General features: G+C 65.0%; 13 protein-coding genes and 1 pseudogene. 5 read left to right on the top strand and 9 right to left on the bottom strand.

Going from position 1 to position 18931, the window contains the following annotated elements; all coding sequences use genetic code 11:
• Positions 1 to 32: 32 nt before the first annotated feature.
• From uvrA to LOC59_RS07180, 4 genes are all read right to left on the bottom strand, one after another.
• Positions 33 to 2927 (bottom strand): excinuclease ABC subunit UvrA, encoded by a 2895-nt coding sequence (uvrA, locus tag LOC59_RS07195; protein WP_229971258.1) that lies wholly within the window; start codon positions 2925 to 2927, stop codon positions 33 to 35.
• 54 nt (positions 2928 to 2981) lie between these two features.
• On the bottom strand, positions 2982 to 3359 hold the full coding sequence (locus tag LOC59_RS07190) for a GntR family transcriptional regulator (RefSeq protein WP_227917021.1): 378 nt from the start codon (positions 3357 to 3359) through the stop codon (positions 2982 to 2984).
• A gap of 103 nt (positions 3360 to 3462) precedes the next feature.
• A complete protein-coding gene (locus LOC59_RS07185) occupies positions 3463 to 5373 on the bottom strand; it encodes an ABC transporter ATP-binding protein (RefSeq protein WP_227896926.1) in 1911 nt (636 codons plus the stop codon).
• A 2-nt stretch (positions 5374 to 5375) separates the two neighbouring features.
• Positions 5376 to 7109 (bottom strand): ABC transporter ATP-binding protein, encoded by a 1734-nt coding sequence (locus LOC59_RS07180; RefSeq protein ID WP_229971256.1) that lies wholly within the window; start codon positions 7107 to 7109, stop codon positions 5376 to 5378.
• A 125-nt stretch (positions 7110 to 7234) separates the two neighbouring features.
• Here LOC59_RS07180 and LOC59_RS07175 point away from each other — a divergent pair, with 125 nt between their 5' ends.
• Positions 7235 to 7882, top strand: a complete 648-nt coding sequence (locus LOC59_RS07175; protein ID WP_227896757.1) for an MBL fold metallo-hydrolase — start codon at positions 7235 to 7237, stop codon at positions 7880 to 7882.
• A 16-nt stretch (positions 7883 to 7898) separates the two neighbouring features.
• On the opposite strand, the gene LOC59_RS07170 is transcribed toward LOC59_RS07175, so the two are convergent.
• Positions 7899 to 8684, bottom strand: coding sequence for a trans-aconitate 2-methyltransferase (locus LOC59_RS07170; RefSeq protein ID WP_229971254.1), 786 nt, complete (start codon positions 8682 to 8684; stop codon positions 7899 to 7901).
• A 69-nt stretch (positions 8685 to 8753) separates the two neighbouring features.
• Between LOC59_RS07170 and LOC59_RS07165 the strand changes: the two genes are divergently transcribed.
• From LOC59_RS07165 to LOC59_RS07150, 4 genes are all read left to right on the top strand, one after another.
• Positions 8754 to 11294 (top strand): DEAD/DEAH box helicase, encoded by a 2541-nt coding sequence (locus tag LOC59_RS07165; protein WP_227896769.1) that lies wholly within the window; start codon positions 8754 to 8756, stop codon positions 11292 to 11294.
• Between the two features lie 10 nt (positions 11295 to 11304).
• On the top strand, positions 11305 to 11787 hold the full coding sequence (locus tag LOC59_RS07160; protein ID WP_229971252.1) for a GNAT family N-acetyltransferase: 483 nt from the start codon (positions 11305 to 11307) through the stop codon (positions 11785 to 11787).
• Positions 11784 to 13088 (top strand): alpha/beta fold hydrolase, encoded by a 1305-nt coding sequence (locus LOC59_RS07155; protein ID WP_229971250.1) that lies wholly within the window; start codon positions 11784 to 11786, stop codon positions 13086 to 13088. The genes LOC59_RS07160 and LOC59_RS07155 overlap by 4 nt, the downstream gene beginning before the upstream one ends.
• Positions 13089 to 13197: 109 nt before the next feature.
• Positions 13198 to 14388: a hypothetical protein gene (locus LOC59_RS07150; protein ID WP_229971248.1), complete on the top strand. Its 1191-nt coding sequence runs from the start codon at positions 13198 to 13200 to the stop codon at positions 14386 to 14388.
• A gap of 57 nt (positions 14389 to 14445) precedes the next feature.
• Here the strand turns inward: LOC59_RS07150 and LOC59_RS07145 are convergent, their stop codons facing one another.
• From LOC59_RS07145 to coaE, 4 genes and pseudogenes are all read right to left on the bottom strand, one after another.
• On the bottom strand, positions 14446 to 14625 hold the full coding sequence (locus tag LOC59_RS07145) for a hypothetical protein (RefSeq protein ID WP_229971247.1): 180 nt from the start codon (positions 14623 to 14625) through the stop codon (positions 14446 to 14448).
• Positions 14626 to 15041: 416 nt separating this feature from the next.
• A pseudogene (locus LOC59_RS07140) lies at positions 15042 to 16037 on the bottom strand (TerC family protein); the annotation flags it as partial.
• 92 nt (positions 16038 to 16129) lie between these two features.
• Entirely contained in the window at positions 16130 to 18220 is a 2091-nt protein-coding gene (gene uvrB, locus LOC59_RS07135; RefSeq protein WP_227896776.1) for an excinuclease ABC subunit UvrB, read from the bottom strand.
• A gap of 76 nt (positions 18221 to 18296) precedes the next feature.
• Entirely contained in the window at positions 18297 to 18923 is a 627-nt protein-coding gene (gene coaE / locus LOC59_RS07130) for a dephospho-CoA kinase (RefSeq protein ID WP_229971245.1), read from the bottom strand.
• Positions 18924 to 18931: the final 8 nt, after the last annotated feature.

Below are 18931 nucleotides of genomic sequence, written 5' to 3'. Positions count from 1 at the left end.
GTCTCCGGCATGCCGGGCTCCTTCCGGGAACCCTAGCTGAGGATCTCGGCCAGGAAATGCCCGGTGTGGCTCTCGGGCGACTTCGCCACCTTCTCGGGGGTTCCGGAGGCGACAACCTGGCCGCCGCCCGTACCGCCGTCGGGACCGAGGTCGATGATCCAGTCGGCGCTCTTGATGACATCGAGGTTGTGCTCGATGGTGATTACGGTGTTCCCCTTGTCCACCAGGCTCTGCAGGACCATGAGCAGTTTGCGGACATCCTCGAAGTGCAGCCCGGTGGTGGGCTCGTCAAGGACGTAGACGCTGCGGCCGTTGGAGCGCTTCTGCAGCTCGGCGGCCAGCTTCACGCGCTGGGCTTCGCCGCCGGACAGGGTGGTCGCCGGCTGCCCCAGGCGCACGTAGCCCAGTCCAACGTCCACCAGGGTGTTCAGGTGCCGGGCAATCGGGCTGAAAGCTGCAAAGAACTCTGCGGCCTCGGCAATCGGCATGTCCAGGATCTCGGCAATGTTCTTGCCCTTGTAATGGACTTCCAGGGTTTCGCGGTTGAAACGGGCGCCGTGGCAGACCTCGCAGGGCACGTAGACATCCGGAAGGAAGTTCATTTCGATCTTCAGCGTTCCGTCACCGTGGCAGGCTTCGCAGCGGCCGCCCTTCACGTTGAAGGAGAACCGTCCCGGCAGGTAGCCGCGTACTTTGGCTTCGGTGGTCTCCGCGAACAGCTTGCGGATGTGGTCGAAGACGCCGGTGTAGGTGGCCGCGTTGGACCGCGGGGTGCGTCCGATGGGGCTCTGGTCAACGTGGATGACCTTGTCCAGGTGCTCCAGGCCGTCCACCTGGGTGTGGCGGCCGGCCACGTGCTTGGCGCCGTTGAGCTTGCTGGCCAGCACCCGGTAGAGGATGTCGTTGATGAGGGTGGACTTGCCGGAGCCGCTCACCCCGGTGACCGCGGTGAAAACGCCCAGTGGGATGTTGACGGTGAGGTTGCGCAGGTTGTTTTCCCGTGCGCCGATGATCTTCAGCTGGCGGGCCTTGTCGATCTTGCGGCGCTTGGCCGGAATTTCGATCTTCCGCCGGCCGGCGAGGTAGTCGCCCGTGATGGAGCGGGTGTTGGTCAGGAGCTCGGACAAGGGGCCGGAGTGGACGATTTCGCCGCCGGCCTCCCCCGCACCGGGTCCCACATCGACAATCCAGTCGGCTTCGTGGATGGTGTCTTCGTCGTGTTCAACCACGATGAGGGTGTTGCCGAGGTTGCGCAGCCGCGCCAGCGTCTCGATGAGGCGGCGGTTGTCCCGCTGGTGCAGACCGATGGAGGGTTCGTCGAGGACGTACAGGACGCCCACCAGGCCGGAACCAATCTGGGTGGCCAGGCGGATGCGCTGGGCTTCGCCGCCGGACAGGGTCGCGGCCGGGCGGTCCAGGCTGAGGTATTCGAGTCCGACGTCGAGCAGGAAGGTCAGGCGTGCCTTGATCTCCTTGAGGACCTGCTCGCCGATCTTCGCCTCACGCGGCGTCAGGGTCAGGTTCTCGAAGAAGTCTGCAGCGTCCCGCAGCGGCATGCCGCTGACCTCGGCGATGTTGCGCTTGTTGATCAGGACCGAGAGCGAAGCCGGGTTCAGTCGCGCACCGCCGCACTCCGGGCAGGCAATTTCGCGCATGTACTCTTCGTAGCGGTCCCGCGAGCTCTCAGACTCGGTTTCCTGGTGCTTGCGCTTGATGTACCCGATGACGCCTTCGAACCCGGTGGTGTATTTCCGTTCGCGGCCGAAGCGGTTGCGGTACTGCACGACGACCTTGTGGTCCTTGCCGTGCAGGATGGCCTCGCGTGCCTTGGCGGGGAGCTTCTTCCACGGAACGTCCATGGAGAAGCCCATGTCCTTGGCCAGTCCAGCGAGCAGGCGGTTCCAGTACTCACTGGTCGCGGTACCCATGGACCAGGGGGCGATTGCTCCCGCAGCAAGGCTCAGGTTCGGATTGGGAACAACGAGTTCTTCATCGACTTCCAGGCGTGAGCCGATGCCGGTGCAGACAGGGCAGGCACCGAACGGGTTGTTGAAGGAGAAGGACCGGGGTTCGATCTCGTCAATGGCCAGCGGATGTTCATTCGGGCAGGCCAGGTGTTCCGAGAAGGAACGGATCCTCTCGGGGCTGTCCTCTTCCAGATCCACAAAGTCGGCCAGCACCCGGCCGTCGGCCAGTCCCAGCGCGGTTTCCACGGAATCGGTAAGCCGCTGCCGGATGCCTTCCTTGGCAACCAGGCGGTCAACGACCACCTCGATGGTGTGTTTGTACTGCTTGCCGAGCTTGGGCGGATCCGAAAGCTGGATCTGCTTCCCGTCCACCTTTGCCCGGGAATAGCCCTTGGCGGCAAGGTCCTTGAACAGGTCCACGAATTCGCCCTTGCGGCCCCGGACCACCGGCGCCAGGATCTGGTAGCGGGTGCCCTCTTCCAGTTCCAGCAGCTGGTCCGTGATCTGCTGGGGCGTCTGCCGGCTGACCGGCTCACCGCAGACCGGGCAGAACGGGGTGCCTACGCGGGCCCAGAGCAGGCGCATGTAGTCGTGGATTTCGGTGATGGTGCCGACCGTGGACCGCGGGTTCTTGCTGGTGGACTTCTGGTCGATCGACACCGCGGGAGAAAGCCCCTCGATGAAGTCGACATCCGGCTTGTCCACCTGGCCCAGGAACATCCGGGCGTAGGAGGACAGCGACTCCACGTATCGGCGCTGGCCCTCGGCAAAGATGGTGTCGAAGGCCAGGGAGGACTTGCCGGACCCGGACAAGCCGGTGAACACGATCATGGCGTCCCGGGGAAGGTCCAGGTCGACGTTGCGCAGGTTATGTTCCCGGGCGCCCTTAACGACCAGACGGGAGAGATCTGCGCTCTGATGCGGATTTTGGCCAGAAGTCAGTGAAGTCGCGATAGACACGTTTTCCACTGTAGATCAATCCTGATTCGAAAATGTATTCGACGGCAGGCGTGTTCACCCCTGGCGTAGGGCCGCTTCCACGTAGGAGAGCGCGGCCTTCGGATCCATGCCGTTGGCCTTGACCGCGTCGGCAAAGACACGGGCCGCATCGGCGACACGCCTGCGGCCGTTGTCTCCGGCGGCAGCCACGACAGTACCTGCGCGGGACCGGGTCGTGACGATCTCTGCCTGCTCCAGCTCACGGTAGGCCCGGGCGACGGTATTGACGGCCAGTCCCAGCTGGGCGGCCAGCGCCCGGACAGGAGGCAGCCGGGTTCCGACAGCCAGGGTTCCGTCATTGGCGGCATCGAGGATCTGCAGCCGCAGCTGTTCGAAGGGCGGGACCGAACTGGTTCCGTCGATCCGCACCCAGCCGAGTACGCCGTCGTCCATGCCACCGCTTTCTGTTCTGCTGTCTGCGCCCGCCCGTGCGGGGTCCTGATCCATCTTGCCACGCCAGGGCTGCCAGCGGGCGGTTCGGGGTGCGGCGGCGGGACTATTCGGGGAGTTCTGCCGCGGTGGCCGGTTCGCTGAACTGGGAGCGGTAGAGCTCCGAATAGAAGCCGCCGGCCTCCAGCAGGGCTTCGTGCGTGCCCTGCTCCACGATCCTGCCCTCCCGCACTGCCAGGATGACGTCCGCGTCCCTGATGGTGGAGAGACGGTGGGCGATCACGAAACTGGTCCGTGCCTCTCGCAGGGCTCCGAGCGCGAGCCGGATAGCTACTTCGGTACGGGTGTCCACCGAACTGGTGGCCTCGTCCAGTATCAGGATTGCCGGGTTGGCCAGCCAGGCGCGGGCGATCGTCATGAGCTGCCGCTGGCCCTGGCTCAGCGATCCGCCGTCGGCGCCCAGGACAGTGTCATATCCCTCGGGCAGTGAACGGACGAAGTGGTCCACATGGGTGGCCTGGGCAGCGGCAACGATCTGCTCCTCGGTGGCATCCGGTGCTCCGTATGCCAGGTTCTCCCGGATCGTTCCTTCGAACAGCCAGGCATCCTGCAGCACCATGCCGATGCAGCGGCGCACGTCGTCCCGCGTCATGTCCATGGTGTTGACCCCGTCAATGGTGATCTCCCCGGCGTCAATGTCGTAGAAACGCATCAGGAGGTTCACCAGGGTGGTTTTTCCAGCACCGGTGGGTCCCACGATCGCGACGGTTTGCCCCGGCTTGGCCTCGAAGGAAAGATCCTGGATCAGGGGGGCATCCGGGGAGTAGGAGAAGGACACGTGGCGGAAGGCGACGTCTCCGCGGACCAGGCCCGGCCGGACCGGGTCCTTCGGATCGGGTCCCATTTCGGGCGCATCGAGCAGGGCGAAGACCCGTTCAGCCGAGGCAATGCCGGACTGGAGCATGTTGATCAGTCCGCCGAGCTGTCCCAGCGGTTGGCTGAACTGCCGGCTGTACTGGACGAACGCCTGCACTCCCCCAATGGACAAGGCACCGCCGGCAACCTGGATACCGCCAACGACGGCGACCGCCACATAGTTGAGGTTCGAAATGAACGTCATGGTCGGCATGATGATTCCGGAAACGAACTGTGCCCGGAAGGAGGATGAATAGAGAGACTCGTTGGCCGGCTGGAATCCTTCAACGACGCGCTCCTGCTGGCCAAACGCCTTCACCACGTCCTGTCCGGTGAACATCTCCTCGATGTAGCCGTTAACCTCGCCCGTGGTCTTCCACTGCGCTTTGAACTGAACCTGCGAGCGCCGGGCGATCAGGATGGTCACCAGCGCTGACAGGGGGACGGTAATCAGTGCGATCAGTGCCAGCAGCGGCGAGATCCACAGCATCATGCCCAGCACCCCGATGATGGTGAGCACTGAGGTAATGACCTGGGTGATGCTCTGGGAAAGAGTCTGCGCCAGGTTGTCGATGTCATTGGTGACCCGGCTCAGCACGTCGCCGCGGGACTGGCGCTGGAAGTGGGACATGGGCAGACGGAACAGTTTCGCGTCTACGTCCCGGCGCAGGCGGTACATGGCGTTCTGCACGACCCGGGCCGTTACGCGTGCCTGCGCCCAGCCGAAGAAAAAGGAAGCCAGATAGATGGCAAGCACTCCGGCCAGGAGGGCTGCCAGGGCATCGAAGTCGATTCCCTGGCCCGGTACGGCGTCCATGGCAGCGAGCATGTCGGCGAGCTGGTCCTCGCCTGAGGAGCGCAGGGCCTGCACCTGGTCTGCCTTCGGGACCCCCGGAGCAAGCGTCGCCCCGATGACTCCGTCGAAGATGACATTGGTTGCGTCACCGAGGACCTTTGGTGCCGTGACTGCGAGCGCGACGGAGACGATGCCGAACACCAGGACTGCCGCGACCCGCCAGCTGTCCGGGGAGAGCAGGCGGAGCAGGCGGGCCGTGGAGGAGGCGAAGTTGACCGGCTTGGCTGCCGGTGCGCGCCCGTGCATGCTCACAGGGCCTCCTCCGGCGTGAGCTGGGAGGACACGATCTCGCGGTAGGCAGGACTGGACTCCATCAGCTCGGCGTGGCTGCCGATCCCGGAGATACGCCCTTCCTCAAGGACCACGATCCGCGCGGCGTCCGTAATCGTGTTGACCCGCTGGGCAACAACCACCACTGTCGCGTGCGCGGTCCGTTCCTTCAGGGCCGCGCGGAGCCTCGCATCAGTGGCGAAGTCCAGGGCCGAGAAGCTGTCATCGAAGAGGTAGATGTCCGGCTGGACCACCAGCGCCCTGGCGATGGCCAGTCGCTGCCGCTGCCCGCCGGAGAAGTTCCCGCCGCCCTGCTCCACCCCGTGATCGAGTCCGCCTTCGGCTGCACGCACGAAATCCGCCGCCTGCGCAATCTCCAGTGCCTCCCAGAGTTCGTCGTCCGTGGCGTCCGGCTTCCCGAACCTGAGGTTGGTGGCAATGGTCCCGGAGAACAGGTGTGCCCGCTGCGGGACCAGACCGATTCCGCTGCGGAGGGACTGCAGCGTTACTGCGGCGGTGTCCTGTCCGTCTACGGTGATGTGTCCCGCAGTCGGGTCCAGCAGCCGCGGGACCAGGTTGAGCAGTGTGGACTTTCCCGATCCCGTGGAACCGATGACCGCCGTCGTCTGCCCTGGAAGTGCTTCGAAAGTGATGCCGTGAAGTACCGGGGCCTCGGCGCCTGGATACGTGTAGCCCACGTCCGAGAACACCAGCCGGCCGCCGTCGTACTCCAATGCCGCGGCACCGGGCGCGTCCTGCACGCTGGTGCGCGTGTCCAGCACCTCATAGATGCGCTCTGCGCACACCGCCGCGCGGGGAAGCATCATGATCATGAACATCGACATCAGAACTGCCATCAGGATCTGCATGATGTAGGCGATGAACGCGGTGAGGGCGCCAATCTGCATCTGCCCCGCATCGATCCGGAAGGCTCCGAACCACACCACCGCAACAGTTGCCAGGTTGGCCACCAGCATCGTTGCCGGGAACAGGAGCGCCAGGTACTGCGAGACACGCAGCTGGGTGCCCGTGAGATCACGGTTGGCGCCGTCGAAGCGCTGCTCCTCTGTCCGTTCCCGGACAAAGGCGCGGATGACGGCGATGCCCATGATCTGCTCCCGCAGGACCCCGTTGACGCGGTCGATCTGCCGCTGCGCCCTCCTGAACAGCGGGACCAGGCGCCGCAGGACCAGGATGATGACCACGAACAGGACCGGCAGGATCAGCAGCAGGATCCCTGACAGCGGAATGTCCTGGTTCAGTGCCAGCAGGACGCCGCCCACCCCCATGATCGGTGCGGAGACCATCATGGTCATGGTCATCAGCAGGGACATCTGAACCTGCTGGACATCGTTGGTGGTGCGCGTGATGAGCGACGGCGCGCCGAACATCCCCACCTCCCGGGCGGAGAACGTCTCCACGTTGGTGAAGAGCGCCCCGCGCACGTTCCGGCCCACCCGCATGGCGGTCCGGGCGGAGTAGTAGGTGGCCGCGACGGAACACACGACCTGTCCTGCAGTGACCGCAAGCATCCATGTCCCGATGGACGCGATGGTGCCGGTATCCCCCTTCACGACGCCCTGGTCAATGATGTCCGCGTTCAGCGTGGGCAGGAACAGCGTGGCAGCGGTCTGCAGGAACTGCAGGATGACGACGATTGCGACGGCGCCCTTGTAGGGTGCCAGGTTTTCTCGAACGAGCCTTACAAGCACCCTGTCCTCCCGGGATAGCCCGGCAGTACGCCGGCACCATAAGAACGTACGCCCGGGCACCGGGGAGGTACAAGGGATTGACGCGTCTGGGTGTGCGGCCCTCGGCTGCCTCTAGACTAAGGCGCATGCTGGATACCCAAAATGTTTCTATTCGAAGTGCCTCCGTGGGCTCTATGGACAACAACGTCTATGTGCTGACGGCCAAGAATTCAGGAGACCAGGTGCTCATTGATGCGGCGGATGACTTCGCCCGCATCCAGGAAGTGCTCGACGCCGGTGCAGGCGACCTGTACGGCGGAGTGTCGCAGGCCTCCGTGCGGATGATCATCACCACGCACAGCCACTGGGACCATGTGCGGGCGCTCGCCGAGGCAGCCGAAGCCACCGGCGCGCGCACCGCCGCGGGATCCGAAGACATCGCCGACATCCCGGTCCCCACGGACGTTCCCCTCAAGCACGGCGATGTGCTGGACTTCGACGGGTTCGACCTGGAAGTCATTGGTCTCCGCGGCCACACCCCCGGATCCGTTGCCCTGCTCTTCCGGGACCCTGACGGGCCCGCCCACCTGTTCACCGGTGACTCCCTCTTCCCCGGAGGCGTCGGCAATACGCAGAAGGATCCGGCACGGTTCTCGTCGCTGATCAACGACGTAATCGAACGTATCTTCGAATACCTGCCCGATGACACGATCGTGCACCCGGGACACGGCGCCGGCACCACCCTGGGAGCAGAGCGGCCGCACCTGGCGGAGTGGAAGGAGCGGGGCTGGTAGGAACTGCCCTGCCCGGTTAGGCGCGCTTGCGGGCCACCAGGAAGATCCGGCGGAACGGAAAGACAGTTCCCCAGCTCTTGGGCGGGTAGGCAGTCCGCAGGAGCTGGCCGTACTCCGCTTCGAAAGCCTGGTAATCCCCGGCCGGCAGTGCATTCATGACCGGACGAAGCGCTGTGCCGCGCACCCAGTCAAGGACAGGGTCGGATCCGGCCAAAACCTGCTGGTAGCTGGTTTCCCACACATCGGCGTCGTATCCGGCCTCTACCAGCAGTTCCAGGTACTCATCGGGTTCAGACACGGAGTCTTCTCCCCGCAGGACACCCGCGAGCGCCGAGGACCACCGGGGAGTCTGGGCGAGTTCGCGCATGAGCACGTGGGAAAGCGCGCCGAAGTTGCCCGGGACCTGGACAGCGATCCACGATCCGGCATCAAGCTGCTTGGACCAGTGCCGGAGGAGTTCCTGGTGTCCGGGCACCCACTGCAGTGCCGCATTGGAAAGCAGTACCCCGGGACCCTGCCCCTGCGGCGGTTCCCAGTCCTGGATGCTTCCGGCGGAGAAGTCCAGATTGGCCGGCGCACCCGCCAAGGCCCGGGCCGAGCCGATCATGTCCACGGACGAATCGATCCCCCGCACTGCTGCGTCCGGCCAGCGCGCAGCCAGGACAGCGGTCAGTTCCCCGCTCCCGCAGCCGAGATCAGTGACCCATGCCGGAGAGTCTGCTCCGACCCGGCCCAACAGGTCATGGAACGGCCGGTCCCGGAGGCCGGAGAAGCGCGAATACTGTGTGGGATCCCATTTCATGGCCGCGAGCCTAGCAGTCCGTACTGCCGCGAACGGGCATTTCCCCCGCCCGGCTAGGCTGGTAGTGCAATGAAACTACTTGAACAGCTGCCCGCCGCAGCATCCAACACCGCCGCCGTCGACCCGGACGCCCTCTACATGGCCTTCCTGGAATGGGTGGAAAGCCGCGGAATGTCCCTGTACCAGGCCCAGGATGAGGCCGTGATGGAGCTGGTGTCCGGCCATAACGTCATCCTCGCCACGCCTACGGGGTCCGGAAAGTCCATGGTTGCCATAGCGGCACACTTCTACGCCATGGCACTCGACGAGCGCAGCTACTACACCGCGCCGATCAAGGCACTGGTGTCGGAGAAGTTCTTTGCTCTCTGTGACATTTTCGGCGCGGACAACGTCGGAATGGTGACCGGGGATTCCTCCGTGAACAAGGACGCCCCCATCATCTGCTGCACTGCGGAGATCCTCGCGAACATCGCCCTGCGGGAAGGACCGGACGCCGACGTCGGGACCGTCATCATGGACGAGTTCCACTTCTACTCCGATCCGCAGCGCGGCTGGGCCTGGCAGGTTCCCCTCCTCGAGCTGCCCCAGACGCAGTTCCTGCTGATGTCCGCCACCCTGGGCGACATGACCCGGATCGCCACGGAGCTTTCCGAGCTCACCAACCGGGACACCGTCACCGTGACGTCAGTGGAGCGGCCCATCCCGCTGCACTACTACTACGTCGAGACGCCCGTCCAGGAATCCCTGGAAGAACTGCTGGCCACCAAGCAGGTTCCGGTCTATGTGGTGCACTTCAGCCAGATCGAAGCGATCGACCGCGCCCAGGCACTGATGAGCATCAACGTCTGCACCCGCGAGGAAAAGGACCGGATCGGCGAGCTGATTGCCGGTTTCCGCTTTGCTCCGGGCTTCGGCAAGACCCTCAACCGGCTGGTCCGGCACGGAATCGGCGTGCATCACGCGGGCATGCTTCCCAAGTACCGGCGCCTGGTGGAGCAGCTGGCCCAGGCCGGCCTGCTGAAGGTCATCTGCGGAACCGACACCCTCGGCGTCGGCATCAACGTGCCGATCCGCACCGTGCTCATCACGGCCCTCAGCAAGTACGACGGCGTACGCACCCGGCCGCTGAAGGTCCGGGAATTCCACCAGATCGCCGGGCGCGCCGGCCGGGCCGGCTACGATACGGCCGGGACCGTCGTCGTGCAGGCCCCGGAGCACGTGATTGAGAACGCCAAGGCGATGGCGAAAGCCAAGGCGAAGTTCGGCGATGACCAGAAGAAGCTGCGCCAGGTGGCAAAGAAGAAGCCGCAGGCAGGCTTTGTCTCCTGGGGTGAACCTACCTACAAGAAGCTGGTGGAGGGTACTCCCGAGCCGCTGACCTCCAGCTTCAACGTCACCCACGCCATGCTGCTGAACATCCTGGAACGTCCCGGGGATCCGTTCCGGGCCGCGAAGCACCTGCTCACCCACAACCATGAGACCAGGGCTTCGCAGCTGAAGCTGATGCGCAAGGCGCTGGGGATCTACCGGGAACTGAAGACCGCCGGAATCGTTGAGAAGCTCCCCGCGCCCGAGCCGGACGGCCGCACCGTGAGGCTGAAGGTGCATCTGCAGCCGAACTTCGCACTGAACCAGCCGCTCTCCCCGTTCGCCATGGCTGCCCTGGAGATCCTTGACCCGGAGAGCCCCTCCTACGCCCTCGATGTTGTGTCGGTCATTGAAGCCACGCTGGAGAAACCGCGCCAGATCCTCTCCGCACAGGAAAAGAAGGCCCGCGGCGAAGCCGTGGCAGCGATGAAATCCGAGGGCATCGAGTACGAGCAGCGGATGGCCATGCTGGAGGAGGTCACCTACCCCCAGCCGCTCGCAGAGCTGCTCTTCCAGTCCTTCGAGGTCTACCGTTCCTCGGCCCCGTGGCTCGGCGACTTTGAGCTCACGCCCAAGTCGATCGTCCGTGACATGTACGAACGCGCCATGAGCTTCGGCGAATACGTGGCCTTCTACTCCCTGGCCCGGTCCGAAGGCGTGGTGCTGCGCTACCTGTCGGACTGCTACAAGGCGCTGCTGCAGACCGTGCCGCCCGAAGCCCTGCGCGAGGACCTCTCCGACATCATTGAATGGCTCGGGGAACTGGTCCGCCAGACGGACTCCTCGCTGCTGGACGAATGGGAGGAGCTGGCGGCCGGGGTCGATTCCTCAGCGGGCAGCGAACCTGTCCTGCCGCCTGCACCGGACAAGCTCACGGCCAACACACGGGCGTTCCGCGTGATGGTCCGCAACGAGATGTTCCAGCGGGTCAAGCTCTTCGCGGATGAGGACGACGCCGCCCTCGGCGCCCTGGACGGCGGCTCGGGCTGGGACGCGGAACGGTGGGCCGGGGTCCTGGATGACTACTTCGAGGAGCACGAGGACATTGACGACGGACCCGAGGCCCGGGGCCCGGCGCTGCTGATCATTAAGGAACTGGCCGATAAGTGGGAAGTCCGGCAGATCTTCAAGGACCCTGCCGGGCACCTGGACTGGGGCATCAATGCGGAAGTCGACCTCGCCGAGTCGGACGAAGCCGGCTCCGCCGTCATCCGAATTATCCACGCAGGGCGCCTGGACTAGGCTGGAAACCATGCAGATTCGAGCCGCCCGCAAAGACGACGTTCCCGTAATCCTCGAGCTCATCCATGAGCTGGCCGTCTACGAAAAGGAACCGGACGCGGTTCGGAATACCCCGCAGGCCCTGGCCGGCCACCTGTTTGCCGAGCACCCCGCAGTGTTCGCGCACGTGCTTGAGGACGAGGCAGGCGTGCAGGGCTTTGCCCTGTGGTTCCTGAACTACTCCACGTGGGAAGGGGTCAACGGCATCTGGCTGGAGGACCTCTACGTACGTCCGGAGGCCCGGGGCCGCGGATACGGGAAAGCGCTGCTGCGCAGCCTGGCCCAGCTCGCCGTCGAGCGCGGCTACGCCCGGGTGGAATGGTGCGTCCTGAACTGGAACGAGCCGTCCATTGCCTTCTACAAGTCCCTGGGGGCCCAGCCCATGGATGAGTGGACGACCTACCGCCTCACCGGCGGAGCACTGGAGGACTTCGGCACCCCGGACGCGGCATGAGCGTGCCGCACACCGCTTCCAAGCCGGTGAATGTCCGCGGCATGCGGGTCGTGGAGCACCGCTTCACTGTTCCGCTGGACCATGCGCAGCCCGACGGCGAACAGATCACTGTTTTTGCCCGTGAGTACTCAGACCCGGGGGTCTCCCCCGCCTCCGACCTTCCCTGGCTGCTGTACCTGCAGGGCGGACCGGGAGGCAAAGGCAGCCGGCTGCTGCAGTTCGGCGGCTGGACCAAGGCTGCCTCGCGCCGCTTCCGCATCCTCATGCTGGACCAGCGCGGCACTGGACTCTCGACACCTGCCAACCGGCAGAGCCTTGCCCTGCGCGGGGATGCGGCAGCCCAGGCGGAATACCTCAGCCATTTCCGCGCGGATTCAATCGTTGCGGACGCCGAACTCATCCGGAACGCACTGGGCTCCGGTCCGTGGAGCATCTTCGGACAGTCCTACGGCGGGTTCTGTGCGCTGACCTATCTTTCTTTCGCGCCGTCGGGCCTGAAGGAGGTCCTGGTCACCGGTGGCCTGGCGCCCCTGTCCGGCCCCGCCGACCGGGTCTACCAGGCCACCTTCGGCAGGGTCGCGGCACGGAACGCGGAGTACTTCGCCAAGTACCCGGGCGACCGGGAGCTCACCACCCGAATAACCCGCCATCTGGACACTGTGCCCGAACAGCTGCCCGACGGCACCCGCCTGACGCCTCGGCGGTTCCAGATGGCCGGGTCCTATCTTGGCGGCAACACCCGCATGGACGGACTGCACCATCTGCTGGAAGAGGCTTTCATCGGCACCCCGGACGGAATGCGTCTCTCCGACACCTTCCTGGCCGGCATGTGGCAGCTTGCCGAGCGTTCCACCAACCCGCTGTACGCCCTGATGCACGAATCGATTTACGCCCAGGGGCAGGCAACCGAATGGGCCGCCTGGCGGGTTTTGCAGTCCCGGCCGGATTTCCTGCCAGACGCCGCGGAACCGCTGTACACGGGCGAAATGGTCTACCCCTGGTACTTCGAAGAAGATCCGGCGCTGCGTCCGCTGAAGCGGACCGCCGAGCTGCTGGCCGCGAAGTCCGACTGGCCGGCTCTCTACGATCCCGGGCAGCTGGCACGCAATCCTGTTCCGGCGGCGGCTGCCGTGTACACCCACGACATCTACGTGGACCGGGACCTGTCGCTGGAGACAGCCGCCGCGGTGCAGGGACTGCAAGTGTGGGAGACGGACGAGTTCCACCACGACGGAATTGCCGATGACGGCGAGGGCATTTTCAACCGGCTGCTGGGCATGGTGCGCGGCGAGAGGCCCTAAGCCGGATCTTCCGGTTCCAGGGCGCTGAGATCGGGCAGGCTGTGGCTGCCGCCAGGATTGGGGAATATTCTGGCTGGGGCAGCGAACAGCGGCGGCGGAAGGCCCGGCCATGGCACCCAGCAAGCGTTACTACATTTCATCACGGCCCCGGCCCGGTGCAGCCCCTCCGAAGGCCCCAACCTGGCGCCGGATCACCTCAACGGTGCTGGGCGTACTGGCCGCGCTGCTGCTCGTCGCGTCGGTAACGGCCGGTTACGCGGGCAGCCTGGTAGCCAACACCGACCGGTACGTGGCCACGGTCGGGCCGGTGATCCACGACCCGGCGGTGCAGTCCGACCTCTCCGGGCAGATCAGTGAGCAGGTCACCAGCCGGCTGGATGTGAGCACCTCCGTCAACGATGCGCTCTCCGGAATTGACGACTCACGGGCAGCGCAGGCACTCTCAGCTGCCATCGCACCCATGGTCGCAGACCGGACCAACGCGCTCATCGACAACACCGTCGCGAAGGCGGTCGCCAGCCCGGCCTTCGCCAGCCTCTGGACCGACGCGAACCGCAGGGCCCATGAAGTCCTGGTCCGGGCCGTGCAGGACGATCCCGGCGGCGTCGCCGCCATTGCGCCGAACGGAGACATCACTGTCTCCACCACGGCGATGATCGGCGAAGTGAAGTCCCGACTTCTGGCCCAGGGCGTGTCCGCGGCTTCAGCCATTCCGGATGATGCCGGCCGGGACTACACCGTCTTCAACGCTCCGGGACTCGCGTCGTCGCTGTCCGCGCTGAACACTCTGGGTACGGTCGCCGCCGTCCTCCCGTGGCTGGCCGCAGCGGCCGCCGCCGGCGCTGTCCTAACGGCCCCGAAGGGCCGGCGGCTTCGCTCCGGACTGGTCATCGCCGTGTCCGGTGCTGCCGCCGGACTGGCAGCGGTACTGGTGCTGCGGGTCCGCCAGCAGGCAGGAATCGATTCCGTGACCGGCAGTGCCCTCTCACCGGATGCCGCTGCGGCACTCACGGGCGCATTCCTGGATCCGCTGGCAGCCGCCCTGCGGACAGTCGTGGTCCTGTCCGTCCTGGCGGTGCTGGTGCTCTGGGCCGCCGGACATACCAGCCGGTGGGAACCGTGGGCCCTGCGGCATCAGCGGGTGTGCCAGGGCGTTGCCGCAGGAATCACCGTGCTGGTGCTTTTCCTGCCCGGCCTGACCGCCGGGACCACCATCGGCATTGCCCTGGTGATGGTAGGCGTGATCGTCGTCCTGGAGGTGCTGGGCAGACGTTCCCGGACGCCGCTGGCGGCGGCGTGAAGAACAGCCGGCTTACGATCCGGCCAGACAGAGGAACCCGTCAGACTGGCGATCCGGTCAGACGAGGGCTTTGGCCTTGAGGCGGCCGAACTCGTCGTTGGTGATCAGGCCTTCATCCAGCAGGGATTTCGCTGACGAGATCTGCTCCGCCGCACTCTGGCTGCCGGCAGCGCGCCGGATGTAGGCGTCTGCCTGCTCCTGGGATTCGCTGGCCCTGCGGGCACTCCTTGATACCATGCCGCGGCCGCGGGCAATGACGTAGACCAGGGCTGTGATGTAGGGGACGAAGAGGAGGAAGAAGATCCAGACTGCCTTCGGCGGGCGCCGTCAGGCGCAAACTACGAGAGTCCCGACGCTCAATACGCCGGCACTGGATACGCCGGCGGCGGCCCCCGACTTGATGGCCGGGAACCGCCGTCGTCCTGCTGCTGTTTGTTTGTGCCTGCCGGTTACTGCCGGGCGCCGGGATCGCGGGGATCCGAGGCGAGGAACCTTGCCCGGGCTTCATCCGTGATCTCCGGCAGTACGACGTCGGACCGTGTTTCCGCTGCCTTTTCCGCGGCCCGGTAGGTCTTGGTGACGTCGTTGTAGGCCTGGGTCCGTTCCTGGTGCGGAGCGTCCTCGCCCAGGCTGCGGTAGACGCTCAATGCGGCTTCGAGAGAGGCCACCGCGTGCACGGCCTTGGCCTTGGGGCTCAGCAGGCTGGCTACGGTGGCGATCACGATGGTGCCGAGGATGACGGCCAGCGAAACGAAGGTCGGGATCTCCGGCGCCCAGGCTACGGACTCACCGCCGTTGATGAAGGGCAGTTCGTTGACGTGCAGCGCGTGCAGGATCAGCTTGACGCCGATGAACGCCAGGATCACCGAGAGACCGTGCTTGAGGTAGATGAGCCGGTCCATCAGCCCGCCAAGCAGGAAGTAGAGCTGGCGCAGGCCCATCAGGGCGAAGATGTTGGCCGTGAAGACAATGAACGCGCTCTGGGTGAGGCCGAAGATCGCCGGAATGGAGTCGACGGCGAACATCAGGTCGGTGACACCGATGGTGATGAAGACAATGACCATCGGCGTGAAGACCTTCTTGCCGTCCACCACCGTGCGGATCTTGCCGCCGTCGAAGTTCTCGGTCATCGGCAGGAAGCCGGTGAGCTTGCGGACCAGCTTGTTGTCGCTGCCGCCCTCTTCGTCTTCACCGTTGTCCGTCGCCTGCTTCCAGGCCGTCCACAGCAGGAAGGCACCGAAGAGGAAGAAGACCCAGGAGAAGTTCTCGATCACCGCAGCGCCGATGAGAATGAAGATGCCGCGCAGGATCAGGGCAATGATGATGCCGAACATCAGCACTTCCTGCTGGTACTTACGCGGTACCGAGAAGCGGGCCATGATGATGATGAACACGAAAAGGTTGTCGATGCTGAGGCTGTACTCAGTGACCCAGCCGGCAACGAACTGGCTGCCGTATTCCGGGCCGGTGAAGATGAACATCATCACGGCGAACATGAGCGCCAGCCCGACATAGAAGCCGACCCAGAGGCCGGCTTCTTTCATGGAGGGCTCGTGGGGGCGCTTGACGACCAGGAGCAGGTCGAAAAGCAGGACCAGTCCCAGGATGATGAACGTGCCGACCTCGAAGACGACAGGTAATGCGGGCATGGGAAACAGACCTTTCAGAGCACGGAAAAAGGCGGGGAGCCTCCGTGACTACGAAAGCTGCCCCACCACCGGCAAGCAGTCTACCGCACTGCCTAGGCGTGCCCGGCGTTCTGCATCTGCCGAAGTTCCTTCTTGAGGTCCCCCACCTCGTCGCGGAGCCGGGCCGCCAGCTCGAACTGGAGCTCAGCCGCAGCGGCGTGCATCTGCTCGGTCATCGACGCGATCAGTCCGGCGAGGTCCTCCGCGGGAGCCGCGGCCAGGCCATCCTTGCGGATACCCTTGGCTCCCTTGCCTCCCTTGCCTGCCTTGCCTGTCTTGGCGGTTTCCGCCAGCAGGGCCTTGGTGTCAGCGTCTTCCCGGGCCAGGGAATCGGTGATGTCCGCAATCTTCTTGCGCAGCGGCTGCGGGTCCACGCCGCGTTCCTTGTTGTAGGCGACCTGGATGGCCCGGCGCCGGTTCGTTTCGTCAATGGCGTGGGCCATGGAGTCCGTAATCCGGTCGGCATACATATGCACCTGGCCGGAGACGTTTCGAGCAGCACGTCCAATGGTCTGGATCAGGGAGGTAGAACTGCGCAGGAACCCTTCCTTGTCCGCGTCCAGGATCGAGACGAGTGAGACTTCGGGCAGGTCCAGGCCTTCACGGAGCAGGTTGATGCCCACCAGGACATCGAAGGTGCCCAGCCGGAGTTCGCGCAGCAGCTCCACGCGGCGCAGGGTGTCAACGTCGGAGTGCAGGTACTCAACCTTCACCCCGTTTTCCAGTAGGTAACCGGTGAGGTCTTCTGCCATGCGCTTGGTCAGGGTAGTGACCAGAACGCGTTCGTCCTTTTCAGTGCGGGTGCGGATCTCCGCCAGGAGGTCGTCGATCTGGCCCTTGCTGGGCTTGACCACAACCTCGGGGTCAACCAGCCCGGTGGGCCGGATGATCTGCTCCACCACGCCGTCGGACTTCCCCAGCTCGTACTTGCCCGGGGTGGCGGACATGTAGACCGTCTGGCCGATGCGCTCGAGGAACTCGTCCCATTTCAGCGGCCGGTTGTCCATGGCCGAGGGAAGCCGGAAGCCGTGCTCCACCAGCGTCCGTTTGCGGGACATGTCACCTTCATACATGGCACCGATCTGCGGGATCGTCACGTGGGACTCGTCCACGACCAGCAGGAAGTCATCCGGGAAGTAATCCAGCAGGCAGTGCGGTGCCGTCCCAGGCCCGCGCCCGTCAATCCAGCGAGAATAGTTCTCGATGCCGTTGCAGAAACCCATCTGCTGCATCATTTCGAGGTCATACGTGGTGCGCATGCGCAGCCGCTGCGCTTCAAGGAGCTTGTTCTGGCTCTCCAGTTCGGAGAGGCGTTCGCGGAGTTCGTTTTCGATCCCGGTGATGGCGCGGTTCATCCGCTCCGGTCCGGCAACGTAGTGCGAGGCCGGGAAGACGTACATCTCCTCCTCGTCCTGGATCAGGTCACCGGTCAGGGGATGCAGCGTCTGGATGCTCTCGATCTCGTCACCGAAGAACTCGATGCGCAGTGCCTGTTCTTCATACATCGGGATGATTTCCACGGTATCGCCGCGGACCCGGAACGTGCCGCGGTGGAAATCCATGTCGTTGCGCACGTACTGCATGGATACGAACCGGCGAAGCAGGTCATCCCGGTTCATCTGCATGCCGCGGCGCAGCGTCACCATGCCCTTGATGTACTCTTCCGGCGTTCCAAGGCCGTAGATGCAGGAGACCGTTGCGACGACGATGACGTCACGCCGGGTCAGCAGGGCGTTGGTGGCCGAGTGGCGCAGGCGCTCGACTTCCTCGTTGATGGAGGAGTCCTTCTCGATGAAGGTGTCCGTCTGGGGGACGTAGGCCTCGGGCTGGTAGTAATCGTAGTAGGACACGAAGTACTCGACGGCGTTGTTGGGCAGCAGTTCCCTGAACTCGTTCGCCAGCTGGGCCGCCAGGGTCTTGTTCTGCACCAGCACCAGCGTGGGCCGCTGCACCTGCTCCACCAGCCAGGCAGCAGTGGCGCTCTTGCCCGTGCCGGTGGCGCCCATCAGGACGACGTCCTTTTCACCGGCCTGGATGCGTTCTGCCAGTTCCTTGATGGCGGTCGGCTGGTCGCCGGCGGGCGAGTAGTCACTGATGACTTCAAAAGGGGCGACAACGCGTTTGATGTCCTGCGCAAGACTCATGGTTCAACGCTACTCCGGGACGCGGTCAGGTGCTGTCCGTATTGCTGACGGCATAACGTGCGGACCTGCTTCCGAGCTACTCCTGCTGCGCTGCCCGCAGGCGTTCCCGGTTCAGCGGAACAAGGCGGGTCCGCCACAGTTCGCGGACTGCCCCGACCAGCTCTTCAGGGCTTCCGGTGTTCTGGAGCACGACGTCGGCAGCAGCTGCCCGCTGTTCCGCACTGGCCTGTGCGTTGATCCGGGCCTGCGCGTCGGCGGGGTCCATCCCCCGGTCGCGGACCATCCGCTCGAGCCGGACCGCTTCGGGTGCTTCGACCACCAGGACGAAATCGAACGCGGCGGCCTGCCCGGTCTCCACCAGCAGCGGGATGTCCTGGACCAGGATGCCGTCCCGGGGTACCTGGGCTGCCAGCTCCGCAGCGCGGGCCCGTACCAGCGGATGGACGATGGCGTTCAGCGTTTCCCGCTTTGCAGCGTCGCTAAAGACCAGAGCTGCCAGGGCCGGGCGATCCAGGCTGCCGTCAGCGGCAAGGATCTCCGGGCCAAACTCCCGCACGACCGCGGCAAGGCCTTCAGTGCCCGGTGCCACCACTTCGCGGGCCAGGGCATCGGCGTCCACCAGCACCGCCCCGCAGTCCACAAGCGTCCGGGCGACCAGGGATTTGCCGGCGGCAATTCCGCCGGTGAGACCAACTTTCAGCATGGCCACCA

It is taken from the genome of Arthrobacter sp. zg-Y916, assembly GCF_020907385.1.
GTDB lineage: Bacteria > Actinomycetota > Actinomycetes > Actinomycetales > Micrococcaceae > Arthrobacter_B > Arthrobacter_B caoxuetaonis.
Note: the sequence above shows the minus strand (reverse complement) of the source record. Positions and strands in the feature narration are given on the sequence as shown.